This is a genomic window from Paenibacillus sp. 1_12, from assembly GCF_900114475.1.
Taxonomy (GTDB): domain Bacteria; phylum Bacillota; class Bacilli; order Paenibacillales; family NBRC-103111; genus Paenibacillus_S.
The window spans coordinates 434701-461393 of the sequence record NZ_FOTE01000003.1 but is presented as its reverse complement, the minus strand read 5'-3'; the positions used below and the strand labels follow the sequence as shown (position 1 = coordinate 461393).

General features: G+C 45.8%; 23 protein-coding genes. 5 read left to right on the top strand and 18 right to left on the bottom strand.

The window, feature by feature from the left end:
- Positions 1-420: 420 nt before the first annotated feature.
- Together corA and BM210_RS09685 are read left to right on the top strand one after the other, a co-directional pair.
- The gene (gene corA, locus BM210_RS09690) at positions 421-1356 is read left to right on the top strand and encodes a magnesium/cobalt transporter CorA (protein WP_091167402.1); all 936 of its coding nucleotides are present in this window, start codon (positions 421-423) and stop codon (positions 1354-1356) included.
- Positions 1357-1506: 150 nt separating this feature from the next.
- The gene (locus BM210_RS09685) at positions 1507-1938 is read left to right on the top strand and encodes a universal stress protein (protein ID WP_091167400.1); all 432 of its coding nucleotides are present in this window, start codon (positions 1507-1509) and stop codon (positions 1936-1938) included.
- Between the two features lie 118 nt (positions 1939-2056).
- Here the strand turns inward: BM210_RS09685 and BM210_RS09680 are convergent, their stop codons facing one another.
- The 6 genes from BM210_RS09680 to BM210_RS09655 form a co-directional block, all read right to left on the bottom strand.
- The gene (locus BM210_RS09680; protein ID WP_091167398.1) at positions 2057-3070 is read right to left on the bottom strand and encodes an HRDC domain-containing protein; all 1014 of its coding nucleotides are present in this window, start codon (positions 3068-3070) and stop codon (positions 2057-2059) included.
- A gap of 227 nt (positions 3071-3297) precedes the next feature.
- Complete coding sequence (locus BM210_RS09675) at positions 3298-4491, bottom strand: oligogalacturonate lyase family protein (protein WP_218184910.1); 1194 nt, start codon at positions 4489-4491, stop codon at positions 3298-3300.
- A gap of 14 nt (positions 4492-4505) precedes the next feature.
- Entirely contained in the window at positions 4506-6074 is a 1569-nt protein-coding gene (locus BM210_RS09670) for an extracellular solute-binding protein (protein WP_091167396.1), read from the bottom strand.
- A gap of 78 nt (positions 6075-6152) precedes the next feature.
- Positions 6153-7028 carry a carbohydrate ABC transporter permease gene (locus tag BM210_RS09665; RefSeq protein WP_091167393.1) on the bottom strand — a complete coding sequence of 292 codons (876 nt, stop codon included), beginning with the start codon at positions 7026-7028 and terminating at the stop codon, positions 6153-6155.
- 215 nt (positions 7029-7243) lie between these two features.
- Entirely contained in the window at positions 7244-8215 is a 972-nt protein-coding gene (locus BM210_RS09660) for an ABC transporter permease (protein WP_091167391.1), read from the bottom strand.
- A 252-nt stretch (positions 8216-8467) separates the two neighbouring features.
- Positions 8468-10804 (bottom strand): helix-turn-helix domain-containing protein, encoded by a 2337-nt coding sequence (locus tag BM210_RS09655; protein WP_091167390.1) that lies wholly within the window; start codon positions 10802-10804, stop codon positions 8468-8470.
- An 87-nt stretch (positions 10805-10891) separates the two neighbouring features.
- On the opposite strand from BM210_RS09655, the gene BM210_RS09650 reads away from it, so the two are divergent.
- The gene (locus BM210_RS09650) at positions 10892-11197 is read left to right on the top strand and encodes a hypothetical protein (RefSeq protein ID WP_256223431.1); all 306 of its coding nucleotides are present in this window, start codon (positions 10892-10894) and stop codon (positions 11195-11197) included.
- 86 nt (positions 11198-11283) lie between these two features.
- Here the strand turns inward: BM210_RS09650 and ilvD are convergent, their stop codons facing one another.
- Complete coding sequence (ilvD, locus tag BM210_RS09645) at positions 11284-12969, bottom strand: dihydroxy-acid dehydratase (RefSeq protein ID WP_091167388.1); 1686 nt, start codon at positions 12967-12969, stop codon at positions 11284-11286.
- Positions 12970-13154: 185 nt separating this feature from the next.
- Between ilvD and BM210_RS09640 the strand changes: the two genes are divergently transcribed.
- Positions 13155-13451 (top strand): DUF3055 domain-containing protein, encoded by a 297-nt coding sequence (locus BM210_RS09640; protein WP_091167386.1) that lies wholly within the window; start codon positions 13155-13157, stop codon positions 13449-13451.
- A gap of 216 nt (positions 13452-13667) precedes the next feature.
- On the opposite strand, the gene BM210_RS09635 is transcribed toward BM210_RS09640, so the two are convergent.
- From BM210_RS09635 to BM210_RS09600, 8 genes are all read right to left on the bottom strand, one after another.
- Positions 13668-13985, bottom strand: a complete 318-nt coding sequence (locus BM210_RS09635; protein WP_076236355.1) for a cupin domain-containing protein — start codon at positions 13983-13985, stop codon at positions 13668-13670.
- Between the two features lie 414 nt (positions 13986-14399).
- Positions 14400-15206: a ferric iron reductase gene (locus tag BM210_RS09630; RefSeq protein ID WP_091167384.1), complete on the bottom strand. Its 807-nt coding sequence runs from the start codon at positions 15204-15206 to the stop codon at positions 14400-14402.
- Between the two features lie 52 nt (positions 15207-15258).
- Positions 15259-16245, bottom strand: coding sequence for an AraC family transcriptional regulator (locus tag BM210_RS09625; protein ID WP_371263443.1), 987 nt, complete (start codon positions 16243-16245; stop codon positions 15259-15261).
- Between the two features lie 143 nt (positions 16246-16388).
- Positions 16389-17408 (bottom strand): Gfo/Idh/MocA family protein, encoded by a 1020-nt coding sequence (locus BM210_RS09620; RefSeq protein WP_091167383.1) that lies wholly within the window; start codon positions 17406-17408, stop codon positions 16389-16391.
- 28 nt (positions 17409-17436) lie between these two features.
- The gene (locus BM210_RS09615; protein ID WP_091167381.1) at positions 17437-18519 is read right to left on the bottom strand and encodes a Gfo/Idh/MocA family protein; all 1083 of its coding nucleotides are present in this window, start codon (positions 18517-18519) and stop codon (positions 17437-17439) included.
- Between the two features lie 115 nt (positions 18520-18634).
- On the bottom strand, positions 18635-19828 hold the full coding sequence (locus tag BM210_RS09610) for an aminotransferase class I/II-fold pyridoxal phosphate-dependent enzyme (RefSeq protein WP_091167379.1): 1194 nt from the start codon (positions 19826-19828) through the stop codon (positions 18635-18637).
- A gap of 28 nt (positions 19829-19856) precedes the next feature.
- Entirely contained in the window at positions 19857-20936 is a 1080-nt protein-coding gene (locus BM210_RS09605; protein ID WP_091167377.1) for a site-2 protease family protein, read from the bottom strand.
- Positions 20937-20976: 40 nt separating this feature from the next.
- The gene (locus tag BM210_RS09600; protein ID WP_091167375.1) at positions 20977-21357 is read right to left on the bottom strand and encodes an arsenate reductase family protein; all 381 of its coding nucleotides are present in this window, start codon (positions 21355-21357) and stop codon (positions 20977-20979) included.
- 431 nt (positions 21358-21788) lie between these two features.
- Here BM210_RS09600 and BM210_RS09595 point away from each other — a divergent pair, with 431 nt between their 5' ends.
- On the top strand, positions 21789-22172 hold the full coding sequence (locus tag BM210_RS09595; protein ID WP_091167374.1) for a PilZ domain-containing protein: 384 nt from the start codon (positions 21789-21791) through the stop codon (positions 22170-22172).
- Here BM210_RS09595 and BM210_RS09590 read toward each other — a convergent pair.
- The 3 genes from BM210_RS09590 to BM210_RS36205 all read right to left on the bottom strand — a co-directional run bounded on the left by BM210_RS09590 (position 22169) and on the right by BM210_RS36205 (position 26632).
- Positions 22169-23194 carry an RluA family pseudouridine synthase gene (locus tag BM210_RS09590; RefSeq protein ID WP_091167371.1) on the bottom strand — a complete coding sequence of 342 codons (1026 nt, stop codon included), beginning with the start codon at positions 23192-23194 and terminating at the stop codon, positions 22169-22171. The two genes, BM210_RS09595 and BM210_RS09590, sit on opposite strands and share 4 nt — an antisense overlap.
- Entirely contained in the window at positions 23191-23757 is a 567-nt protein-coding gene (locus BM210_RS09585; RefSeq protein WP_091167369.1) for a cob(I)yrinic acid a,c-diamide adenosyltransferase, read from the bottom strand. Before BM210_RS09585 ends, BM210_RS09590 begins: the two co-directional genes overlap by 4 nt.
- A 73-nt stretch (positions 23758-23830) precedes the next feature.
- Positions 23831-26632, bottom strand: a complete 2802-nt coding sequence (locus tag BM210_RS36205) for a cobyric acid synthase (RefSeq protein WP_091167368.1) — start codon at positions 26630-26632, stop codon at positions 23831-23833.
- Between the last annotated feature and the right edge of the window lie 61 nt (positions 26633-26693).

Here is a 26693-nt window from a genome sequence, read left to right as displayed (position 1 = left end):
CCAGCCGCATTTAAAGAGCACCTCTGCCTGCATACTGCATACTTTATCAAGGGCCCAAAAAAACATATTAATTTCATGGTTTTCACCTTGCTGTGCAAGGCATGTAGGTTTATACTAGACAAGTATTCGACATCAATAGCAAAGGGGTGCAACCAACGAATGGACGGAGACCCGACGAGTAGTATCTACGTTCACAATCAACCGAATATATCGTTAGGAATGCAGTTGGCTTACGCCGCTGATTCTCATGCGCCCAGCAACTCTTTGCCAACACAACCACAAGCGTATTTGATGTGGACACCAGTCCAATCGATATCATAGTCTTGTCTGTCCGGTATAAAGTGCTGTCCGTATGACGTTAGCGTCGTTTCTTCCGCCTGTACTTCCTCTTAAGTTAATCATGTGAAGAGGTGAAGCAGAATGAAAACACGCTTGGTGCAGGACGGCATTTTCACTTTGGTGGAGGATATTACGACAGCCATGGAACCGCCGGAGCACGGGTTCTACTGGATCGACGCAGACGTCGAGGATTTGGAAATTTTACAACCGCTTTATCACCTTCATGAGCTGGCCGTCGAGGACTGCTTGACGGAAGAAGAACAGCGTCCCAAAATTGAGCTCTACGATTCCAATTATTTTATCGTAGTTAACAGCATTCGTTTTGATGATGAAGAAATTTTCCTGAGAGCTTTGAATATTTTTCTTGGCAAACATTATATTATAACTGTGACCCGTCAAAAAATTAATGAGCTGCGTGCTCTGAAGCCCGTATTGTGGGAAGAAGAGGTTGCCTCTGCGGACAGTTTTTTATATCACTTGATCGATCTTGTTGTCGATAATTATACCAATGTAGGCGATCGAATCGAAGTGAAGATCGAAAAGCTGGAAGAAGATATTTTGATGCATACAAAAAAATCCCATTTGAATGAGATTATTGGGCTGCGAAGCGAAATACTTTGGCTGAAAAAGGTGCTTGGTCCGCAGCGTGATGTGATATCGACACTCAACAAAAAAGAACTAAAGCTGATCAGCGATCCGCTCAAAAAATATTTTGGCGATATTTACGAAAATGCGGTCAAAATTTCTGAAACGTTCGACACCTTCCGCGATCTTATGGGCAACTTACGAGAGGCTTATCAGTCAAGTCTGTCCAACCGCGCGAATGAGATTATGCGTATATTCACAGCACTGACTACCATATTTATGCCACTGACGTTTATTACCGGTATTTACGGAATGAATTTTGAGAATGTTCCTGGTCTGCACTGGGAATATGGCGGTATCGCAGCTGTTATTTTTATGTTTATCGTAGGCATGTCCATGTTCATTTTATTTCGCAAAAAGGAATGGCTGTGAGCCGACTTGCTGATTCTCAAACAGACTCCTGTGCTTGGAAGCATCCTTCCATTCGCAGGAGTTTTATATGTACATAAAAAATGATTGCCGCTTCGTATTCTGTTTCTAAGGGTAATAGGTGGGTATACTACAAACTGAGGTGAGATTCCTATGTTTAATAAAATTTTGGTAGCTTATGATGGTTCGGAAACGGCAAAAATAGCTTTGAATAAAGCAATCGAATTGAAACAAATATTTGTGGAGTCAGAATTAGTAGTGGCCCACGTGTTCCAAGTATCCAATTTGGTGTTGAATGACGCCGTCATTACTGGCCCTGCTGTTATTCAAACCGAATTGTATCAGGCAGCCGAAGAATTGATAGACGAAGTAAAGCAGCTGATTTCGAATCTAAGCAAGACGTCCGCTACATTATTAGATGGAGGGGCACCTGCCAGAGTCATTTTGGATTATGCGGAAGCCCATCATTTTGATCTTATTATTGTTGGCAGCCGCGGTTTTGGCACCTTTAAAGAAATCCTGCTGGGTAGTGTTAGCTCGGAAATTGTCCATCATGCACAAATCCCAGTGCTGGTCGTTAAATAAGCAGGCTCAGGAACAAAAGAGGTCTTCTCCATAACACGGAGAGAACCTCTTATTTGCATTTTAAGCAGCATTTGGTTAGGAAAAGGTACTGTCTTTCCATAAGCCTTTATGCAGGCCCTTAAACAGCCTCAATCGCTTGCTCCGCATGCACGCGGCGATATTTCATGCGCAGAGCCCTAAGCCACTCATAGATTCGATCCATTTCTTTCCCTTTTAATGCTTCTGGATCATATACAGCCTGCAATATAGGCTTCAAATAGCGATCACCTTTTTGTTCAAAAGCAGTCCATGCCAGCGCCTGCTCTTCCTCAGGAACTTCATGAAGAACAGCCTCGATATATGACTCCATATCGTAGCCTTCCTTGTCCAGCTCCTCAATCCACAGCAGTAAATCCCGTCGCTCCAGCTGAGTCTGCTCCCTTAATGCGTCCAAGCCATCACCACGTGTAATGGCTTCCAACAGCTTACTGCGGATCTCCTGCTTATTCTCCTGCAGCTTCCGTTTGCGTCCCTTCTCCTGCTCAAGCCATACGTTGAACTCGGCAGGATTCACTTGATCTTCTACCCAATCCAGCGGGAATGGGGTTGACCGTTCATGTTGCTGGGTCATGCTGAGCAGCTCCATTCCGTAAGCGTTTGACTTGTTCATCCCCATACCCGGAAGCTGCTTGAGCTCATCCAGCGTGTGTGGCAAATAGACGCAGACCATTCGCAGCAGCCTGTTGGTTGCCACCAGAAACGGTGCCTTGCTCTCTCTGCTGGCTTGCTTAAGCCGCCACTGTCTCAGCTTCTCATACAGCTCCTCATTGGCATGAATTTCACTGTAATAGGCCAACAATTGAATTCTTACCGTCTTGCGGTCAAGCGCTGTAATCTCCGGCAGCATAGCGGCTTCCAACACCGGTTTAAAGCCTTCACACTGCTTGGTAAATAGATTCTGACGAAATGCTGTCAGCATGTCTTCCCAGCCTTGTCCTTCAAACCAGGACTCCTGTACTTGGCGACCATCCGATTTCGTTTCCTGCCAGCCTACGTACCAGCTTCCCTGACTCTCACCAATAGATACCTGCGCATTGATCGTCCGTTCCTCAGAAACCCTCTTCTCCAAGCTGTTTAAAAATAATAGGTTCATTCGACAGCCCTCCCACACAAGTTATTTCAAACGCAAAAAAAGCACCCTCCTACATGAGATGTAAGAGAGGTGCTTCCTCTAGCGAATTGAAATTATTTCCATACTACCATAATTTGTCCTGCTGTACAACTCTAATATCGAAGCTGCGAGGCTGGAAATCTATCCTATGAGATTAAAGGTGGGTGTAGAATAACACCCGTTTCTTTTATCAGATATACTTCTGGCATCTAGTCGAACTTATGCTCAGGCAGAGTCTCAAAGTCAGGCACATCAACCATGTATAGATTGCCATAGCCCGACATATCGCTTGTAAAGAGCACATGCTTGCCGTCTGGGCTTAATCTCGGATGCACATGCAGACTTTGCGTATGAAAGCTGCCACGATGCTTGCAAAGAATACGGGGTCCCTGGAATCCGGAGCCATCATTTTTCCATAGCTGCAGTGTATCCTGAAGCTGCGTGCCATGATAAGCATTCGTTTGCTGTCCATCCCCGACCACAAGGTTCAAATCATTCGAATGAACGTGCATATTTTGAAAAGGAAAGCTGTATTCCTCAACAGAACTATTATCATAGGGGATCGCACCAATAATTTTGCCATGATGATCGGTTAGCGAACCGGTAAACCCATGATATCCGATATGAATACCATCCTTCATCCAGTATTCATGACCTACATATTCTTTAGCCTTCGCATCCCTAATCTTCCAATGAAGTCCGGTATTCATATCCAACACCCAGATACGGTGATCGATCATATCCCAAGGACCTTCATGGCAAAAGGTGAGCAGATGCGGCTGAGTAGGAGATGTATTGATATGACCCAGCCACAGCTGATCCTCATGCAGCTTCTGAACAACTCCGCTTGATGTCGAAACCTCCATAATCATACAATGCGGCTTCGCGCTGAAGTACGTTTCGAATCCTGCATAACCATTTGACAAATCCATATGGATACGGCCTGATAAATCCTCGTTAAGACCAAAACACAGCTTCTGACCATCGGAAGTGCAGCTCATACTGCCAAACGTATACCCATCCGGTACCGTATACAGCGTTCGCTCCTCCAGTGTTTGCAGATCAATGGCTACAACCGTGCGGTTGTAATAATAGTAGGCTTCAGAACCAAGCGGATTGAGAAAAGTCCCTTGAATCCGTGAAGCCAAACCACGCTGCAAATCGGTCAGCTGGGTCATCTCGCCTGTGTGCAGATCCATACTGAACAGATTCGTAACATTGCCGCGGTCCGAACCAAAGAGCAGCTTGCCATCCCCATAAAATCCGTTATTCGTAAAATAAATATGAAAGCTGTGTGAACGATAATCCGTCAATTGGGTCACGGGTACTCCTGTTAATGGGTCCTGAAAGCTGCGCCGCTCTGAAGGCCATACCGTTCCTTTAACTCCTCCGGTGAGGATCAATCCGATCTCCTCCTTTATTTTTTGATGGCTGCATACGCTTCATTCATTTCCTTCGTATAATCGTCGCCGCCGCTCTTCTTCCACAGCTCCATATCCGCTTTAAAGCCTGCTTCATCAACCTTGCCAACGATATACTTAATACGAGCATCCTCTACAATTTGGTCCAACTGAGCGCCCTTCTGGGTGAACGTAGCTGAAGTCAAAGGCTCACCAGGATTGGATACAATGATTTTCTCATTTTCTTTCATCACGTTGTTAGCCTTGATTCGAAGCGGTGTAGCTGGTGGAAACAATTCGGGAATAATATAAGGAATTTGAAGGTGCATTTGATTCATGTTTTTGTTATTGATATCCGGAGCCATGTTGTCATTGATCGTCAGTAACGGTGATAGCTTGCCGTTATCCATTTTATAATGGACGCCCTCGATGCCGTAGCTCAACAGCGCCTGCATTTCCTTATCGTTCGTCTTGTCAAAGAACTGCAGCACCTTCTTGAGCTCAGCCTCTGTCTTGACAGCAGATTTGGATATGAGGAATACACCTGCATAACCGGTCGTCGGTTGATTGTGAAGCCCTGATGGACCACTAACCGCGCCAATGACATCAATCGTCCCTTTCGGATCAACAGTTTTCAGCTTCTCATCGATTTGATAGGAACGGTCCGCCACGTCAACAGCAACTCCTGCCTTACCGTTCACAATCGGATCGTTCCATTTAGCTGAATCATATACGGCAAAATCCTGATTGATCAGCTTTTCATCATACAATTTTTTGTAAAATTTAAGTGCATCCATATACTCCGTGGTCAGATGGGCAGGAACCAGCTTACCGTCCTTCACGCCCCACTTATTGGGTGCCCCGAACCATGTCTGCATAATATCCCATGGACCGGAATACTTGGTCACTACCATGCCGTAGGTATCATCCTTACCGTTCTTATCCGGGTCCTTGGTCGTAAACGCCTTAAGCATATTGTAAAAATCATCAATGGTTTTGGGCTCGGTCATCCCGAGGTTATCCAGCCAATCCTTGCGATAGGAGATACCCATACGTCCAATCGGACGAGTCGTATATAATCCATAATACTTGCCATTGACTGAGGTATTGTTCAAAATCGTCGGATTAGCCTTGCTCAGATTCGGATAGTCCTTCAGATACGGACCCACCTCCCAAAATGCGCCGCCTTTAATCGCATTGGCAACCGAGGGGAGCTTCACATTCACAACAAAGATAGCGCTAGGCATGGAACCGGATGCCAGTGTAATGTTCATCTTATCCAGATACGAGGCATCAGGAACAAACTGCAGATCCAGCTTGGTGTTTGTATATTCCTCTACTTTCTTCCATACTTTACTTTCTGCGGAAGCGTTATCATTGGAAAAGCTTTTCAGCATCATGCTGATCTTGAAAGGCGGCTCTGGTGTTTTTGGAGCGTCAGCTGGTTTGGGAGTTGATGCGCTTGGAGTTGCTGGCGTACTGGTCGGAGTCGCTGCGGGATTGCTGCAGCCCGCGATAACACTTACCGTCAAAGCCATACTGGTCAAAGCAAAAAACGAACGTTTTGGTTGTTGGACCCATTTCATACGATATTTCCTCCCTTTTTTGATCGAACTGGATTGCATTTAAGCATATAAGCTATAATGATCATCTACCAGAAGCCCTTACCCTTTGACAGCGCCCAGCAGGACACCCTTGGCAAAATGCTTCTGAATAAACGGATAAACCACTAAAATAGGGAGTGTGCCTACAACGACGACTGCCATCTTGATCGATTGATCAGGCGGTTTCACATAAGTCAGATCCATTGTCGATATATCGAGCGAGCCTGAAGCCAGCAAAATCATTTGCCGGAGAAGAACCTGCATCGGCCACATCTTGGAGTCACTTAAGTACAACAGAGCATTAAAGAAATCATTCCAGTGACTGACCGCATAAAACAGTCCAAACGTAGCGATAACCGGCTTGGATAACGGCAGCACAACCCGCCATAACACACCCAAATCGTTGCATCCGTCCATTCGTGCGGATTCGATCAGCTCATTCGGGATTTCCTGAAAAAAAGACTTGATGACGATCAGATTAAAGGCGCTGATCGCTACAGGAAGCATCACAGCCCAGTAGGAGTTAAGCAGCCCTATATTTTTTACGACCAGATAAGTCGGAATGATGCCGCCGCTGAATACCATCGTGAAAATTATCATATTCATCATCACATTTCTACCCAGCATATTGCGGCGCGATAAGCCATAGGCAAAGGTAAAGGTGAAGAATAAATTAACGATTGTACCTGCTACCGTAATAAATACGGATACCAACAGGCTGCGCGGCAAGGTATGATCCTTGAACACATAATCATAAGCATTAAACGTAATGTTTCTCGGAATCAGAAAAAACGATCGACTGCCGATTTCGATTTCCGATGCAAATGAACCTGCAACAATATACATAATCGGAAGCATCATGCCGAGCGCCACCAACGCCAGAAACGAATAGTTGGCGATATCGAACAATTTGCCGCCCAAGCTGCTACGCCGCATGGTTATAACCTCCTTCAAGTTTTCGTAGAAAACTACTCCTTTTAAAAGTCTGGTGAATAAAGAGCGAAGTGGCCAAATACTCCTGGAGAAGCGTTAGCGTTCGCCTTTGTTTCCAGATGTTTACCGCTAAATGTCTTATAAATTCAAAAAAATAGGGAAACAACAGCGATCGTAAGGATATTTGGCCGCGAAGCGAAGACTTATTCACCATTCTTTTAAAATATCCCCGAATGACCGGACCGTTTGGCCAAATAGTTGGAAGTGAAAACCAATATAATACCGATAATGGCTTTAAATAATCCAACAGCGGTACTGTAGCTGAACGCGCCCTGAGTAATCCCCAGCGTATAGACATAAGTATCAAATACCTCGGCTACAGGTCGATTCAGTGCATTGCTCATCAGCAACACCTGCTCAAAGCCGCGATCAAGGAAATTGCCCATTCGCAGAATCAGCAGCACAATGATCGTCCCGCGAATGGCTGGCAGTGTAATGTGCCACAATTGACGAAAGCGGTTCGCTCCATCCACAATAGCGGCTTCATATTGCTCCTGATCAACTCCCGCCAATGCCGCAAGAAAAATAATCGTTCCCCATCCTACTTCCTTCCACAGATTCTGCGAAACAATGAGCGGTCTGAACCAGTTCTCACTGGTTAGGAAATCAAACCGATATCCCGTAACACTGAATACCATTTCATTGACAACTCCGCCTTCAGTCGTAAGCAACAAATAAGAAATACTAGCCAAAATAACCATCGAAATAAAGTGCGGAACATAAATAATCGTTTGGATGAACCGTTTATAAAACGATATTCGAACCTCATTTAACAATAATGACAATACGATCGGAGCCGGAAAAAAGAATACCAGATCGTACAGCCCCAGCAGCAGCGTATTTCTCATTAATTTGAAAAAAATCGGGTCCTGGAAAAACTGTTGAAAATTAGCGAAGCCGACCCACTCACTATCAAAAAATCCAGTGAAAGGCTGATAGTTTTTGAAGGCAAGCAGTACGCCCCACATCGGAACATATTTGAAAATAAAAAAGTACAGTAGTCCTGGCACACAAAGCAGCAGTAAGTATTTATCTCTGCTGAGCTTTGCCAACAGCGGACTTCTTGTTGGAACCTTCACCGCAGCTTGTCCTTGGGCTGCAAGCGAATCGGACTGAGGTGCTTTGGCCATATGTTTACTCCTTTCAATCGCTATACCACTAAGCTTATCGGCAGGTAAATTTTTCAACAATCAGACTTTTTTGGAATTGCCGCAATGGACATCAGTACATTTTTTCCAATTTTAGATTTTTTAGTTTATTGGAGACTGGATAGCTTATGTGCCTTTGTACTTTTCTTGTTTATTAAGACTTTCTTGCTAATACATAGCCAAAAAACCGTCCAACAGACTGCGCTGCGACGGTTTTCGTTATTTAGACTGTATTTATGTACTCCGACTCATCTCCCGATAATGGCTCGGTGTCACTCCTTCCTGCTTTTTAAAAATTCGGTTAAAATAACTGTGTTGATACCCTACCTGCACGGCGACATCATTGATTTTAAGCTCTGTATCACGCAGCAGTTCTTTGGCCTTCCCGATCCGCAGCTCGGTTAAGTAATCGATGAAATTTTTCCCGCTTACTTGTTTGAAAGACTTGCTAAGCGATACTGCATTCATGCCTGTATGCTCTGCACAGCTGTCTAGTGAAATTTCATTCATATACTCATTTTGCAAATAGATCATCGCAGACTCGACAACCTTCTTCACCTGTACATCTGAACGAGCCTCCAGCTCCCTCACAAAAGGGTGGATGACCTTGGCGTTAAACCAATTCAACATTTTCTGCGGCTCACGGATTTGGGTCAGCTGTTCATACAAATTGGCCGACTTGTATACCCTGCTCGGGTCCATCCCGGAGTGACGGATTGCATGAAGAATACTCCCTAAAAGCTGAAGCATTCCTTGCTGAATATCGATTTCCTTGGCCCTCCGTTCGAGCAGCTCTTCCAAAAACAGCACAATCGTTTGCTCCGCCTCCTGCTGCTGGCCTGTACGGATCATTTGAATAATTTCGCGCTCCAACACGAATGGGTAACGCAGCTCATACATGTCTTCACTGACTTCGAGTGTCTCCAGATCGAGCAGCTGATTCTCATTTTCAAAATTGCGATAACTCAAGGCCTGTTTGGCTTCTTCATAGCGAAAAGGAATCTGGGCAATTAGGGCAGTCATTTTTCCAATGGCTATCGATACCTGCAGCTTTAAAATATGGTTGATCGTATGCATCAATTCCTCGCTAAACGCCTGCAGCTTTTCTGTAGACGACTGATCCGGAGGCAAAATAATGAGTAAACCAATCGATAAATCGTGAAAGTTGACGGCACTAGCCTGTTCCAACCGATTCGAGGCCAGCTCCTCAATAATATTTGCAGCAGCAAACGTAACCAGTCCTTCGTCACCCAATGAAAACCTGCCCTCTAAATTTTCAAAGCCGGTCAGTTGAATATGCATCACAAGAAATTGCTGTTCATCCACAATCCAGTCAAAGTTTCTCATCCGCTTTTTCAAATCTTCTTCCGAATAGGCGTACAGAAAGCCTTGTACCAGCTGAAGCAGGAAACCTTCCTTCACATGAGGCAGCTGCTGTTCCAGCTTATTTTGCAATGTAATACTTTCTCTGCTTAAATGCAGCCATTCTTTTTCGATCATTTTAAACTCATCCGTGTGTTCGTTCGTGCTGTCCACAAACAGCTTGTTAGCCGCAAGCAAACGGATCAAACGGTCAATCGGCGAATATATTTTACGGGAAGCCAGCCAAGATAGGATAAATGCCAGCAGCAGTGCCGTACAGCTAACAGAAAGTATGAGCTTGGAAATGAACACTACCGGTTTCGTAATTGCATTAATCGGTGAGGCCGAGACATAAATCCAATCCGTGCCTACCCGGGAAAACGTGCCATACGATACTGTATAGGTTGTGTTTTTCCAGTCATATAAGAAGGAACCGGATTTGGCCCCTCCCTTCATCACTTCGTTCCTCAAAACCTCGTCAAAGCCGAGTGAATTGGAGGTTCCCGCACTGGATAGGAGAACCATACCATCATTTTGCATGATGAATGTTTCACCTACATTATAAGGTGTTAGCGTTTTCAATAGGTTGGATGCCTTTTCTTTGTCCACACGAACCAGCAGAGCACCAAACGGCTCAAAATTCACTCCTGGCAATTTGTGTACTAACGTCAAATCAGTTACATCTACTTTACTTGGGTCTGCCTGCAGGTCGGACCAAAAAACCAATTTCCCTTGCGACAGCATTTCGATGTAGCCATCCATAACTGTCCTGCTTTGAATTACATCATACTCCGGATAAAAACGAATCGGCTGCTCGCCATTCAGGAACAGCTCCACCTGCTTCGCCAGCGGACTTGAGCCCTGCATCACACCCAGCGTCTTCGTCACATCACGGGCAATTTCAAAATCCTTATAAAAATTAACATCCTTAAGACTGCTATTAAACTTGGGATCAAAAGCCCAATGGGCAAGCGAATTTTCCAGATAGGAGAACTGGTCATCGACATTTGCCGCTCTTTGTAATATTTGATTTTTATGCAGCTGCAGCATTTCATTCTCGAGACGTTCCCCTCCCATCCAATAAATAATAAAACCAACAATAACACCAGGAATACTAGAAATTAATAAAATCAATATGAGGCTGTTGCGAAAAAATCTCCCTTTTAACAAATCACCCTCACCTCTTTGAATAGTTCGTTGTACTATCATGACATAGTTCTCATTTTAAACTCAAGAATTATTTTATACACGGATGGTCATCCTAAAATGATACTTTGGAAACCAGGGGGAACCATAATGGGTATAAAGGGTACACAGTCAAATCAAGAGGGTTTTATTGAGGAAGATCGGAATTCATACACGGACTTCAAAACGGTAGAATCTCAACGAAACGATCTCACTGCTGAAGAATTTCCAGAAGGGCCCTATGGTTCTTCACGACTAACAGAATCGATCGGCAAAAGCACTCCATGGCGACAAGATCAGCGTCCGCCGAACCGTTTCACCTATGAAAATCGTGAGCTGCACGCAGGCTTGTCCCGTGATTATCCCGGCGATCATCCTACCCATGATGCGGATGTCGATGAGCAGATCGAGTCTTAATTCCACGAAAACCAAAAACGACAGAAGGAGTGTAATCTACACTCTCTGCTGCCGTTTTTGCATGTATATATATTGAAGTACAGAAATTAAATCTTCATGACGCCGCCAGTGCTGGCAGAAGTAACCAGCTTGGAATAACGGGCCAAATAGCCTGTTTTCACTTTCAGCTCAAAGCCTTTCCAGTTGGACTTGCGACGTTCCATTTCCTCATCGGATATTTTCAACTCAATACGGCGTTCGATCAAATCCAGTTCAATAATGTCTCCGTCCTCAACGAAAGCAATTGGACCGCCTTCAGCCGCTTCTGGTGAAATATGACCGATACTGATACCGCGGGAAGCCCCTGAGAAACGACCATCCGTGATCAAGCCAACCTTGGCTCCCAAACCCATACCAACGATTTGTGAGGTAGGTGCGAGCATTTCCGGCATACCCGGTCCACCCTTAGGACCTTCATAACGGATAACTACGACATGACCCTCTTTAACTTTTCCATTAGCGATACCAGATAAAGCTTCTTCCTGGGAGTCGAAGCAAATTGCTGGACCCACATGCTTGCCGCCTACTTCTTTATCAACAGCGCCTACCTTAATGATGGAGCCGTGAGGAGCCAGATTACCGAACAGCACAGCCAAACCGCCGCGCTCGGAATGAGGATTGTCCAAAGGATGAATAACGTCCTTATTTAAGATTTCGCAGCCTGCCACGTTTTCACGCAGCGTTTTACCCGAAACGGTAATGCAGTCGCCGTTCAGGGCGCCTGGCTTTTTGAGCAGCTCATTGATAATGGCACTCACACCACCTGCGTTATGCACATCTTCGATGTGATAATCGGAAGCTGGAGCGATTTTGGCCAAATGCGGTACACGGTTAGCTACTTCGTTGATGCGCTCGATCGGATATTCAAAACCAGCTTCATGTGCCAACGCCAATGTGTGAAGCACGGTATTGGTGGATCCACCCATTGCCATATCCAGAGCAAATGCGTTATCGATAGCTTCGATTGTTACGATATCACGAGGCTTGATGTCCAATTTAATAATTTCCATCAGCTGTGCAGCGGATTGTCTAACGAAATCTTTGCGTTCCTCAGCAACTGCCAGAATCGTGCCGTTACCGGGAAGAGCAAGACCCAAGCCTTCAGCCAGACAGTTCATCGAGTTAGCGGTAAACATACCTGAGCATGATCCGCAGGTAGGACAGCCGTATTGCTCAAGCTCAAGCAAGCTTTGATCGTCAATTTTGCCGGCTTGATGCGCTCCTACGCCTTCAAATACGTTGGAAAGAGAAATCGATTTACCGTTTTTGTCTTTACCGGCTTTCATCGGGCCACCACTAACGAAGATCGTTGGGATGTTCACACGCAAGGCGCCCATCATCATGCCCGGAGTGATTTTATCACAGTTTGGAATACAGACCATACCGTCAAACCAGTGAGCTGCTACTACAGTTTCAAGGGAATCCGCAATAATTTCACGGCTCGGCAAGGAATAACGCATACCGATATGACCCATTGCAATCCCGTCATCTACACCAATAGTATTAAATTCAAAAGGAACACCGCCTGCTTCACGAATAGCTTCCTTTACAATTTTACCGAACTCCTGAAGGTGAACGTGACCCGGAACGATATCGATATAGGAATTACATACCGCAATAAACGGCTTATCGAAATCTTCTTCTTTTACACCAGCTGCACGCAATAAGCTGCGGTGAGGTGCGCGGTCGAAGCCTTTTTTAATCATGTCACTTCTCATTTTTGGTTTGGACATTGGGTGTAAAACCTCCTAGTATATAATAAGTGCGTAATTTTTAGCATTCTATAAATTCTATCATGTTTGGAGGCAAATGAAAACGATATGGGCCAAAATCCCTCAATCATCTTTTGCCCGTATGTGCTTCTTCATGTATAATCGAGTGTACAATGGCAGTTATTAGAACGGAGTGACCAGCACTAATGGCAGAATTTGATTTATTATATGATTCCCAAGAAGATACGCGTACACGTTTTGTTTGTTTTGTCGGCGATATTTCCATGCACCGCTTTGATCTGGCTATTACTTCAACGAACCGTTTTTATGGAAAAAAGCTCATCACCGATCTGCAGTCAGGACGTACAGCGGTAATCGGACCCGATGATCTGGATGAAGAAGGCTATCTGGAGCATGTATATAAACTGACGGAGGAAGAAGCAGCAGAGCTGGCAAACTTCCTGTCAATGGTCGTAGGCACGATTAACTTCACGGATCTCTAGAAGTGCGGTGAAATAGTACCGCTGCGCGGCCAAATATCCTTCCGATCGCTGTTGAAATCGTGAAATTGGATGAGATGAAGGGGTTTATTCACAATTTCAAAGGCGAACGCTTACGCTTCTCCAGGATCATTTGGCCGCTTCACTCATTATTCACCGCACTTCTAGTGTTACAAAAAGAGCCCTCAGCGGGCTCTTCTCTTTATCTTGCTATGAGGCTTAGCGTTTTACCAGATCTTCACGAACTGGAGTAAAAGTATCGAGCAGAATGCTCGGCTCAATTGCTTTGGCGCCATGCTTGGCATTGCTCGGGATGTAGATCGTTTCACCTTGACCAATGACATGCTTCTGTCCGTCAATGGTAAATTCCAGCTTGCCCTTGATACAGTAAGAAAACTGTTCATGCGGATGGCTATGCTCATAACCTTCGGCATTTTCCTCGAAATGAACTTCCATCATCATGATGGTTTGGCCTGGCTCAAAAATTTTCCTTTTGACCCCTGGCTCGGCATTTTCCCATACACCAATATTGCTCATTTTGTACCTCCTAAGAGTTTTCGAAGAAAACTAACTTCGTAAGCATTAACTTTTGAGTTTTCGAAGAAAACTAACTTCGTAAGCATTAACTTTTGAGTTTTCGAAGAAAACTGTCTTCGTAAGCATTAACTTTTGAGTTTTCGAAGAAAACTGTCTTCGTAAGCGACTTTTGAGTTTTCGAAGAAAACTGACTTCGTCAGCTTATCCAATGTCCGTCTTGCTTGTCCTTATCGTAACATACCTCAATGGGGAATGTATTGGATTTTTTTATATGCACTTGTAAAAATTCCATCTAAGTGGTTATCGACTTCAACTCGGCCCAATTGCTGCTTTGTCAGCAGCTTTGTTGATTGGATAAGCGATTTATTCGCTTGCGGGTATCTGCTATTAGTATAAACATGATATAAGTATGGCTTATTTACCAGATAACAGAAGGCTGGCTTCAATCTTCATACGCTGCTCCATGCGCTCCTCTTCTCCCATCCGCGGACAGGAATAACAATACCCATGGCCTGTATCCGTCAAATAAGCAAGGCAGCATGAAGCCTTGATTCGCAAGGTTTCACCTGGGATACGCGGGTTATCAATATGGCGAAATTGGATGTCAAAAGGGTTCTTTTTCCTGCCGAATACTTCTGCAGCAAGCCCATACCTGAGAAATGCAAAATCCTCTTCGATTGTGTGCCGCAGCTGTGCTGTTTCAGCCTCCTTCTGCCATGTATCGTAAGCATAATGAAGACGTGTCGCAAGCTGACCCCAGAGCTGACCTGCACTAATTCCAACTACTGCCGCCACAGATCCTAACAGCGGAGACACCTCTTCGGTATAAAAGGAGCTGAGCACGTGCTTTCTCCATTCGTTTCTATCCCCAGCCGGAACAGACAAGCTATCGCTGTTATGGAGATGAAAAGCCCAACGTGGCCTGTTATCGACCAAATACACCTGCCCACTCAGATTATGGAGTGACAAGTTATAAGCAGCATCATGATGTGAGATCGTATACTGAAGCGCCGCACAGACCCATGCGAACCACAATGAAAAATAAGTAGCTGCAACCTCTGGTTTCATTGCCTTTAACACAGGTCCATATTGTTCAACAAACCGATCGGCATGGCCCTTTTCCAATAAATCAGCCAGTTCAATCCGAAAAAGTGGTTCAGGCACCTCGGTTTTCACAAAATACATATGCTTTTCCAAATAATCAAAATGGATTTTCGTCACTATCCAGCACCTCATTCAAATAAAGCCTTCAATAAATGATAATAGTTCTCATTTATGTTGTCAATCTTCGATGTTGATCCCTATATTTCATCGGAGTCGATCCAAGCTTTCTTTTGAACACATAATGCAAGTAGTTCGCGCTGGAAAAACCGTTCTGAAAAGCAATTTGATCGATGGTTTGGTCACTTAGGCTCAGCTCATTGCAAATATGCGTAAGACGTACATGTTCAATATATTCGCTGAACGTGCCTCCCGTATGATCACGAAAAATCCGCTGAAGCTGGCGCGGGCTAATTTGCACACGTTCGGCTACAACCTCCAGGGTGAGCGGCTCCATATAATTATCTTTGATGAACTGCACAGCCAGCTTATAGCGGTATTGCTTCATATTGCGTGATGGAATATCAGATTGAGGGCCTGAAGCATAAGCACGCGTTGTACGCAGAAGAATCTGAATAATCGACTGCTTGATTACGGTAAACAGCCCAGGCTGATTTTCGTACCATGCCCGGTAGGCGTTCAGAAAACATTCCATTGCCCGATATTGATCCATCACTGGTTTTGCAGGCAAATGCTTAAGCTGCTGGATACAAGCCTCCGCTTCGGCAATTTCTGAACGACGTCCCCAATCGCAGGCCGTGTCGCTTTGAGAGCTCTCATCTCCCGGTGTTCCATCGTCCTCCAGCTTGACAATATCAATATGGAGACACAGCTCATCCATCGCTTCATGAGCATCAGCCTCCTGATAATGCATCAGATTGGGGCCGGTTAAATAGAGCATCCCCTCCTGCAGCGCATAAGGAATCTCCCTGAGGATGACCTTGCCTTTTCCCCGGGGAATGTAATGAAATTCAAATTCGGAATGCTTATGGAAGGATACTATTTTCCCTGGACTAAAGGTCGTATGATGAAATCTCAGCATTCGTATCCCATAATGGCCCCAGCGAAATTCTACATCCAAGCGATCCAACGCATGTCCTTGTTCCAGCATGAGCTCATAAGGGTATGGCTTGGGGATTGACCTACCATGGCTTTCCAAAGCATTCGCCTCCTCGTCTTAAAACGTCTGAGCAACCATAAAAGGGAAAAGGCCGCTCGTTCCAGGCGGGTTCACCAGTTACGTGCAAGCCTTTCTTTATCTGTATAAAAACTTGTTCAAATAGCTATGCAGGATGAGGATGATTATTCAGCTAGATCACTTAGCTTGAATGCCGCACCTGACCTTGCGGATTGATTGGAGGCTTCCATCAAACGAGTCAGATCGAGAGCAAGCTGAATATTTTCATGCGCTGTTGTATCATTTTGAATATGGCTAACCCATTGGGCAAATGCAGAAGGACGGTTCTCCGGAAGTTCGCTTTGAACTTGCCATTCCTTCACGTCAGCTCCCTGCTTCGTACTCCGAACAAGCAGCTTGTTATCATGCGTTGAGTAAAGGATACTACCCTCGGTACCATGTACCTCGATCACAAAGGGCGAGTGCGCATTAACAAAGCCCGCTTCGATTACGCCTAAGGCACCATTTGCATAACGCAGCACGGAAACTGCATTATCCTCAACTTCCTTACCCGTCACATAACCATAATTGGCGCTGACGCTCTCGGGTAATCCAAGAAATAAACGAGCCAAATACATCGGATGACAGCCCAAATCGATCATAGCTCCACCACCGCACTGCTCCCGATTGAAGAATCGTTCAGGCAGCCAGCCATTTGGTCCACGTTCTGAAGGTATCGCACCGTTATGGGAGAGTCGTGTGCGGACCAGTGTTACATCACCGAGCAGTCCTTGACTTAATATATCCTGTACCGCCAGCGTGTAGCTCGCGTTCAGTCGCGGCAGCGATACTGTCAGCTTGACATCCGCTTCCTCGATTGCCGCCAAAATTTCATTACACTCATGAAGTGTGGTAGCAACAACTTTCTCCGTAAAAATATGCTTGCCTGCCTTGGCCGCAGCAATCAAAACCTCGCGATGCTCATTCGTAGGCGTGACGACAACAACACCTTGGATGTCCTGCTGCGCTAACAGTTCATTCAAATCCTCATAAAATTTGAAGCCCCGTTCTTCCGCTTCCTTACGTCCGCGTTCAGGCACTTCATCCCACAACGCTACAATCTGCGTATCTGGATGCTCGTTAGCATCACGTGTATAGTCTTTGGCATGAACATGCCAAAAGCTTAATATAGCTACGTTGATCAAGACAGGTTCCTCCTTTTATCTTGCTATATTATTCAAAATAAACGGCCTTGCCGGTTTTAGCAGATTCGTATATAGCCTCCAGAATTTCCGATACGACGCAAGCTTGCTCGGGCGTTACAATCGGCTGCGTGTCATTGATGACCGCATCAATCCACAGACGAAGCTCGGTATCCTGCATGCTTTCTTTCTTGCCGTCATAGAAATCCACACCTTTTGAGCCCAGTTCAATCTGATTCTTATACAACCGGCTGTGCTTTTCACCATTAAGGCGCAGGCCGTCTTCCATATCCGCTCCGCCTTCAGTTCCGCTTAAGGTACATTTAGCTTCCTTCACATCCAGCGTATTCAATGCCCAGCTGGATTCGAGAATGATGGTAGCGCCATTTTTCATCGTAATCATACCGAAGGCCGAATCTTCAACCGTGAATTTTTTCGGGTCCCATGAGCCCCAAGCGTTGGCAGCGTTTTCTTTTTGCGACAGTTTGTGAAAAGTAGTTCCCAATACAGCCTTCGGCTCGTAATTGTCCATCACCCAAAGTGTTAAATCCAGTGCATGCGTACCAATATCAATCAGCGGACCTCCGCCTTGTTTTTCCTCATCCAAAAACACACCCCATGTAGGTACAGCACGACGTCGAATCGCATGGGCTTTTGCAAAGTAAATATCACCCAAATCACCATTCGAAGCAACCTGCTTCAAATATAGACTGTCTGGACGGAAACGGTTATTGTAACCAATCGTCAGCTTCTTGCCCGAACGTTTGGCAACCTCAACCATACGACGAGCATCAGCAGCCGTCTTCGCCATTGGCTTCTCGCACATAACATGCTTGCCTGACTCCAACGCTGCGATGGAAATTTCAGCATGTGAATCATTGGGTGTGCATACATGAATCACATCAATAGAACCGTCTTTTAGCAGCTCGGTATAATCCTCGTAAACCTTAGCTCCTGCGACACCATATTGATGTGCCGCTTCATGAGCTTTCTCCACAACAATGTCACAAAAAGCGACAAGCTCGACAGTCCCAAGCTTGGACAAGCTGGGTAGATGCTTACCGTTGGCAATGCCTCCACAACCGATTATTCCTACTTTAACTACATTCGACACGTATGTATGCCTCCTATAAAATAATGACTTGGTTACATAGTAGCATGTTTAGATCGAAGTTTGAATTGCAATTTGATGACAACCCAGAGTATGATTTTATGACATCATTAAAGCTTTATTGGATCTCATGATAGACAGGCCGTTCCCGCAAAAATTCTCCTATACGCCGTACCGCCTCACGCAGCTTGTGTTCATCCTGCACTAACGCAATACGAACATAGCCCTCACCTTCAGAGCCGAATGCATCACCTGGAATGACTACCACACCAACCGCATACAGCATTTCCCGGGAAATTTGTCGAGAGGTCCAACCTTCAGGAATACGCGCCCAGATGAACATCGTTGCTCGAGGTGTAGGTATTGACCAGCCAACAGCAGCAAGCCCTTTAATCACAATATCGCGACGTCGCTCATACAGTGCAGCTACCGAATGGTCTTGCTCCATATCCTCCTCCAAAGCAGCAATACCTGCTTCCTGCACAGCCTTAAATACTCCATAATCGATATTTGACTTCAGTAAGCGAAGTGCATGTACAGCATCAGGCTGACCTACCATAAAGGCAATCCGGCATCCGGCCATATTAAAGCTTTTGGACAAAGAATGAAACTCGACAGCAAGGTCCTTAGCGCCTTCGATCTCCAAAATGCTGATAGGCTGAAAATCGTCAAATGCCAGCTCCGAGTAAGCAAGATCATGTACTATCAACAGATCATATTGTTTCGCATAGGCAACCAACCGTTCAAAAAATTCTCGCGACGCAACAGCTGATAACGGATTGCTTGGATAATTAAGCAAAATAAACTTGGCTTGACGAGCCGTTTCCTCAGGAATATCCTCAAGCTTAGGCAAGTAATCATTGTCTTCTCGAAGCGGCAGGAAAAAGGGAGTAACTCCAGCCAGCACAAGACTTCCCGCATAAATGGGATAACCGGGATCAGGGAGCATGACCACATCGCCTGGATCGGTAACCGCCATTGCCAAATGAGCCAGACCATCCTGAGAACCCATCAGTGCAATAATATCTGTCCATGGATTCAGTTGAACGCCAAACCGGTATTGATACCACCGCGCTACCGTCTCGCGAAATGCCAAACTGCCCTCCGAGGAAGGATATCCGTAGTTCTCTGGCTTGCGAACTGCCTGCTCCATGGCTTGCATAACCCTCTCTGAAGGGGGCTGATCCGGACTGCCGATGCCAAGATCAATCACATCAAGACCACTTGCAACAACCTCTTCCTTCCACTGTGCCATTTCAGAAAAAATAGCGGAACCCAATAAGGATAACCGCTGAGATTGAAATCTTTTCATATATGCCTCCTATTAATTTAAGTAGCTCTTATAGTCCTGGTAAAGCCTGACTAAGCTTCTGCACGAATGTCAACATGCCATACAAAAATGCGGCAAGCGCGAGGTAAGCGACACCAAACTTCCAACGGGACGCTGTTGGCACCTCATAATATTTATCATTTTCGAATGGCTCATAATCGACCTGGATATGCAGCATCAGATAGAGACCATCCTCCTTTTTCATCCGTTCCAATCTGGTTACATGTGTACGGCGAATTAAAGCTTGTCGCCCCAGTGCAATGGTGCCATGAAAATTCAGACCTTCCCAGTTGACTTCTACGAACTGCTGTCCTTCAAGATCCGAGTAGGTCAGAAAAGGCAGCTCGCGCTTATGCTCCTCACCAGGAATCAAGTAGCCCTGTTCGATTAATGGCTCGGCCGGAATCAGAAAGCTCGCTGCGATGGCTCTAGGTTCACTGCCCGTTTTCCGCTGCTTGATATATTTGTTATATAAATCGTAAGCGAACATCGCCCAAATAATTAACAAAATAATGTTAAAGTGATAGATGATCAGTACAAGACCCCCGATCAGACCAACCAGCCACAGCCATCTCGAGACCGCAGTTACAATCCTTCCCCCATCCAGCGGGTGAATCGGAATCAAATTAAACAGATTGATAAGGAAGCCGGCCTGCGCCAAGCTATATAGGAACGGACTGTTCAAATAATAACCGAGACCAAATACGACAAGTGCTCCAACTGTTCCGAGAACAGGTCCTCCCATCGCCACATAGGCTTCCGTTACGGCATCCCTGGGTTGACGCTTCATCATGATCATGGCCCCTAAAAACGGGATGAACATGGGTGCTGAAACGGGCAAGCCTTTTTGCTTCGCTGCAATCACGTGCCCCATCTCATGAACAAAAATCAGCAGCACAAATCCGATGGCAAAGCTCCATGGAAACAGCCATGCGTAAGCACCGATGGAGATCAGCATGGATAAAAATACGCCGCCAAACTTACCAACCTTCAATAATCCAATCAGCCACTTGCCTTGCGCCAATATGAAAACCAATGCTGATCCGAGCAGCCAGAAGGGATTCTTCTTGTTTTTTTTCTTTTGCTGCACAAATGGTCACGCTCCTCTGTTACTTGCTATGGTGACGCTGTTAATGACCCCACTCTTGTTCATACTGCTCTTCTTTATAACCAACGGTTACTCGTATGCCATCTGTAACGATGGGCCGTTTAATCAATCTTCCATTGGAAGCAAGCAATTCAATCTTTTGCTCATTTGTCATTTGTGGCAGCTTGTCTTTAAGCCCTTGCTCTTTATAAACCTCACCGGAGGTGTTAAACCACTTTTTGATGTCAAGGCCGCTTTGCTCAATCATCTTTTTCAATTGCTCACGTTCAGGTGGGGCTTCAAACAAATGGATCTTCTCAACCTCCACACCTTTTTGCTGCAAAGATTTCAGTGCATTCCGGCAAGTACCGCATTGGGGATAATAATATATTAGGACTTCTTTGGGGCTCGTCAAGCTTATCATCCTCTCTAGATACTCTTGTACATTATACAGGATTCATCAGTCATATAAAAACTAAGCTGAGTTTAATCACTTTCTCATATAAAATTAATATAGATCCGCTATGATAGAAACATCCCTTATCTTTACATATAGCGAATTGGACTTACAACTTAAAACGTTGTAGGTCTAATTTTCTATTCACAGAGCCACAGCCCTAATAAGCAGCCTTTGTTGTGCGTGATCATTACGATATCTATGACTGCCAAACCTGCATGTAATAGGCTGCGATAAGAGTTCAGCTGTCATCTCTCCTTGTATGCGACAAAACTCCTCAATAGCTCTCATCCATTTCGACATTACCCTACATAACCTCTCATGGATATTGGACAGGCCCGATGTTACAATTTGTATATAACATTATATAGAAATCAATACATATTGGAGGTCTATTCATGTTTACAAGTCGGAGAAAAGAACCGTTCCGTTATATTTTCACTAAACCGGTAGACTGTTCATTTGAAATTACAGAGATCAACGGTTCTACCCTAACAAGCAAAATTGTGTACGCCAAGCTGATAGATTTAAGCAGAAATGGTTGTAGGCTCGAAAGTAAGCTAAATCTGAATTGTAAAGCCAATCGGATTAAAATCCGGATCGTTTTCAACTTTACCAACAAGGATATCTCCGTTGTCGGTTATTTGAGATGGCAGCAATCCTCTCTAAGTTACCATAGCTACGGCGTGCTATTCGAAAAAAATAACGGCCTCAGCGCGACCATTATCGAGGAGTTGAAAGTATACACGAAAGCTTCTAGTAACTCCCCTAAGGTCAGCTAATCTTGCAGCTCCGTCATATAGTTCTCCAAATCTAAAGGCAATGGGGCATGAAATTCGATCCACTGCTTGGTACTAGGATGATTAAATCCAAGCTTAATGGCGTGCAAAGCATGCCGCTCCAGGACAAGCCCTACATCATTTTCTGAAGGCAGAGGTTCGGCAAATGCTGACCCTGTCACAGAGTAGTCCTGTGTGCTGGTTTCCCCCATGTCTATGGCTGCGTCTGTCTGTGCGTCGGTTAACGCATCCTGCTGCCTCTTATACAGCTTATCGCCAATTAGCGGATGTCCAAGATGCTGCATGTGCACGCGGATTTGATGGGTACGTCCGGTTTCCAGCCATAGACGCACCAGCGTCACTTCCTTGAAACGCCGTTCCACTTTATAGTGCGTGACTGCTGGATAACCGGATTCCGTCACGATACGGATATGCGGCTGTTCTGGATCCCGATCAATCGGCGCGTTCACGGTACCCTCGTCCTGCTCCATCACGCCGTACAGCAGCGCGACGTATTCTTTTTTCACCAGATTGGCTTTCATTTGCTCAGATACCTGCTGCTGTACAAACGGATTTTTGGCAATAGCCAGAGTCCCTGACGTTTCCTGGTCCAGGCGATGAATCGGTCGAAAGCGATAGCTTTTCCCCTGCTGCTGCCAGTAATGGACAACCCCGTTGGCCAGCGTATTGACATAATGTCCATGGGTGGGATGTACGATCATCCCAGACGCTTTGTTCACAATGAGCAGGTGCTCATCTTCAAATAATATATCAATCGGCAGCTCCTGCGGCAAAATATCCTCTGATTCCTCCTGCTTCATCCGAACCTCAATGACATCTCCGGTATGAACGCGCACACTAATATATTCACGCTGCCCATTGAGTAAAATCCCCTGCTCGGTAAGCTTCAGCCGGGACAGCAGCTTGCGGGACAAATACATTCGGTTTTGCAAAATCGTTTTCAGATAAAAGCCGTCTTCTTCCACTGAAACGGTGTATGTTAAAGGTTCGTAGTAGCTGCTCATTTGCGGCGAAACACGTTGGCGCTTCGCGCATATTCAATATCTTTCACATCATTGCGGCTGTTAGCCAAACGGGCAATGGTAAAAAACAAATCAGATAAACGGTTCAAATAACGGCGCACCTGCTCATTGATTGGCTGTGTACGAGCAAGTGTCACGACACGGCGTTCAGCCCGGCGGCAAACGGTTCGGCATACATGAAGTGTTGAAGAAGCCAGACTTCCCCCAGGTAAAATAAACTTTGTAATATCCGGCGTTTCCGCATCGTACTTATCAATCCACGTTTCCAATCGGTCCACCATTTCAGCTGTTACCTTGTAAGGACGAAGCTCCTGCTTGAGCAGCGCCAAATCTGAACCGCAATCGAACAGCTCATGCTGAATTTCCAGCAGATCGATGAGCAGATCCTCGAACTTATCCTTGTCCAGAAAACCCATCGCCTGCCCGACAAAGCATTTTAACTCATCTACCGTTCCATACGCTTCCACACGTACATCATCCTTATCCACTCTGCCTCCGATAACTCCGGTCTGCCCGGCATCACCAGTTCGTGTATAAATCTTCATCTTCGCCGCCTCCTTTATCTATTCAAAAATATTTATAAGCATGTTCAATAAGTATAATGATAATGGCTTGTAATTAGACTTGTCGGTCTATGCCTATCATCTCATATAAACGGGTCATATCCAAATGACTTCTGACATGATCGGCCAGCCGATCGAATGCCTTTTCCCTACGGTCTTGAAATGCAAGCTCGATCCCTTTTGGCCCCCAGCCCCTGCTGCGTCGAAGCTCATTCAACCAGGATCTGCGGAAAACATCATTATGTAAAATCCCGTGTACATACGTGCCCCACACTTTCCCATTGTCCGTGATGGCTCCATCCGGATGAGATTGCTGCTCCCCCTGCTCCTCATGAAGCTGAAAAGGATGTGAAACTGGTTGCAAGAAACGGGTCTGTCCCATATGAATTTCATAACCGCTAACCGTCATCACCTCGTCATCTGCAGCAAACAAGCGGGTCGTTCCTGATGTACGAACTGTACGTTTGTCTGCTGCAAAGATCGTTTCGATAGGCAGTAGACCCAAGCCCTCTGTCTCAGGACGGTCAGACTCTGTGTGCAGCGGATCCAGCAGCCGTTCACCCAGCATTTGATAACCTGCGCATATCCCGACGATATGCCCGCCTTGTCGAGCGTGCTCAAGCAATGCTTTCTCCAAACCGGTTTCCCGTAAAAAAAGCAGGTCATCGACCGTATTCTTACTGCCAGGAATCACGATGGCGTCGGCAGAGCCAAGTTCATGCGGTGAACTGACATAACGCACATGTACGTCCTGCTCATAGAGAAGCGGGTCTACATCTGTAAAGTTGGATAGACGGGGAAGTCGGATGACAGCAATATCTAGCTTCAGTTGATCTGTACCATCTGTATGACCATTAGTTTCGTTGGAGCGGCTTTGCAAACTCCCTACAGACAGCTTGCGATCCAGAGATGCTGAATCCTCATCCTCCAGCTCAAGGTCGGGCAAATAAGGAATAACGCCGAGTACCGGCTTGCCTGTTCTTGCTTCCAGCCAATCCAGTCCAGGCTTCAGCAATGTCACATCACCACGGAATTTGTTGATAATAAAGCCTTTTACCCGATCCCGCTCCTCCGGTGTAAATATTTCGATCGTACCGAGCAGTGAAGCGAAAACTCCGCCACGATCAATGTCCGCCACCAGCACAACTGGAGCGTCTGCCCAGCCTGCCAACCGCATGTTGACAATATCACGGTCCTTGAGATTAACCTCAGCAGGGCTACCGGCTCCTTCAATCACCACAAGGTCATAAGCCTCACGCAGACGCTGCAAGGAGTCCTTGACGATCATCTCCGCTTCTAACAAATACTTTTCCCGGTAAGTCCGAGCATCGAAGTCACGATAAGGCTTACCATGAACAACGACCTGGGCAACCATATCTTTCTTCGGCTTAAGCAGGATCGGGTTCATATCGGTCGTCGCTGCAATGCGGCAGGCATCAGCCTGCATTCCCTGTGCGCGTCCAATTTCCTTGCCATCTATTGTGACATAAGAATTGAGAGACATATTTTGTGATTTAAACGGTGCAACAAGATAACCGTCCTGCAGAAAAATACGACAGAAGGCGGTTGTTATAAGACTCTTCCCTGCATCCGAGGAGGTTCCCTGAACCATCAGCGTTGGCGCTTGCTGCTGCTTTTGCGGAATTCTGGGGACGGTTCTAAGCCGTTCGGGTGCGTCTGTTTTTGTTTCATCAATTTGCGTAAGATCCGCCTGCATGGGATCTACTTGAGCACCTGATGCCGTTATTGTCAGATTACGATCTGTTATCGAATGCTGCACGGCCAACGCCTCTAGCGAGTCCTGCAGTGCTGCGATCAATCGCTCATTTTGCTCCCGCAAACGAATTGCGACACGTATATACGTAGCGTCCAACCCATGGAATCGGGAAGCGTCCCGAATCAATACGCCGCGCTGTCCCATCTCCTGCTGCATCTCTTTAGCTGTCAGCCCGAGCCCGCTTAGCGAAAATAAAAGATAATTCGTATCACTCGGCGTTACATGGAGGCCAAGCTGCTGCAGTTGATCGATCAACCACGGGCGTTCCTTGGCTAGCCATTTATGTGTTCTTTGCTCATAATCGTGATCAGCCATCACACCAATACCTACAAGCTGCGCCAGCATATTGACACTCCATTGCACCTGCAGCTGCTGCAGACGACGAATTTGGTCCGGATGCGCTACAATAAATCCTAGCCGTAGTCCCGGGATCGAATAAAACTTCGTCATCGAGCGAATGACCATCAGATGATTGGATTGTGCCGCAATTCGTATCATCGTCAGCTGCTCTTCCTCAGGGCTGAAATCGATAAATGCCTCATCGATGATGACAGGCTTACCCGACTTCGCTAAGTAGGCTTTAATTGGATCCGATAATAGCCTTCCTGTCGGGTTATTAGGAGACCCCAGAAATAACAAATCCGAAGCCGCACGCGCATGCTCTACATCAGACAACTGCAGCTCAAAATGGTTATATGCATGCAGAGGTATATCCAATATGCGACCGCCAGCCTTTTCCGCAGCTTCCTCATACTCCGAAAATGAAGGTCTCGATACGGCCATCACAGCAGGTTGAAGCACTCTTACAGCCAGATCAATCAGCTCCGCCGCTCCATTGCCAACAAGGATCGATTCGACGGAAATCTTGTACCTATCCGCCAGCTTGCTGCGCAGTTCTCTCACAGCAGGATCGGGGTATGCGGCCAAATCACGCCAATGATCCCGCAAAATCTGCTCCACGATAGCAGGCGGACCTAAGGGGTTCATATTGGAGCTGTAATCAAGAAACTGCTCCTTGCTTTTGCCGAATGTTTCCGCTGCCGTCCATAAATCGCCGCCATGACCATACTTTTCTAACATGATGCCATCCTCCCAATCCTGGTACACACAACCTGTTTGTATCCTTTTGAGAAACACTTGT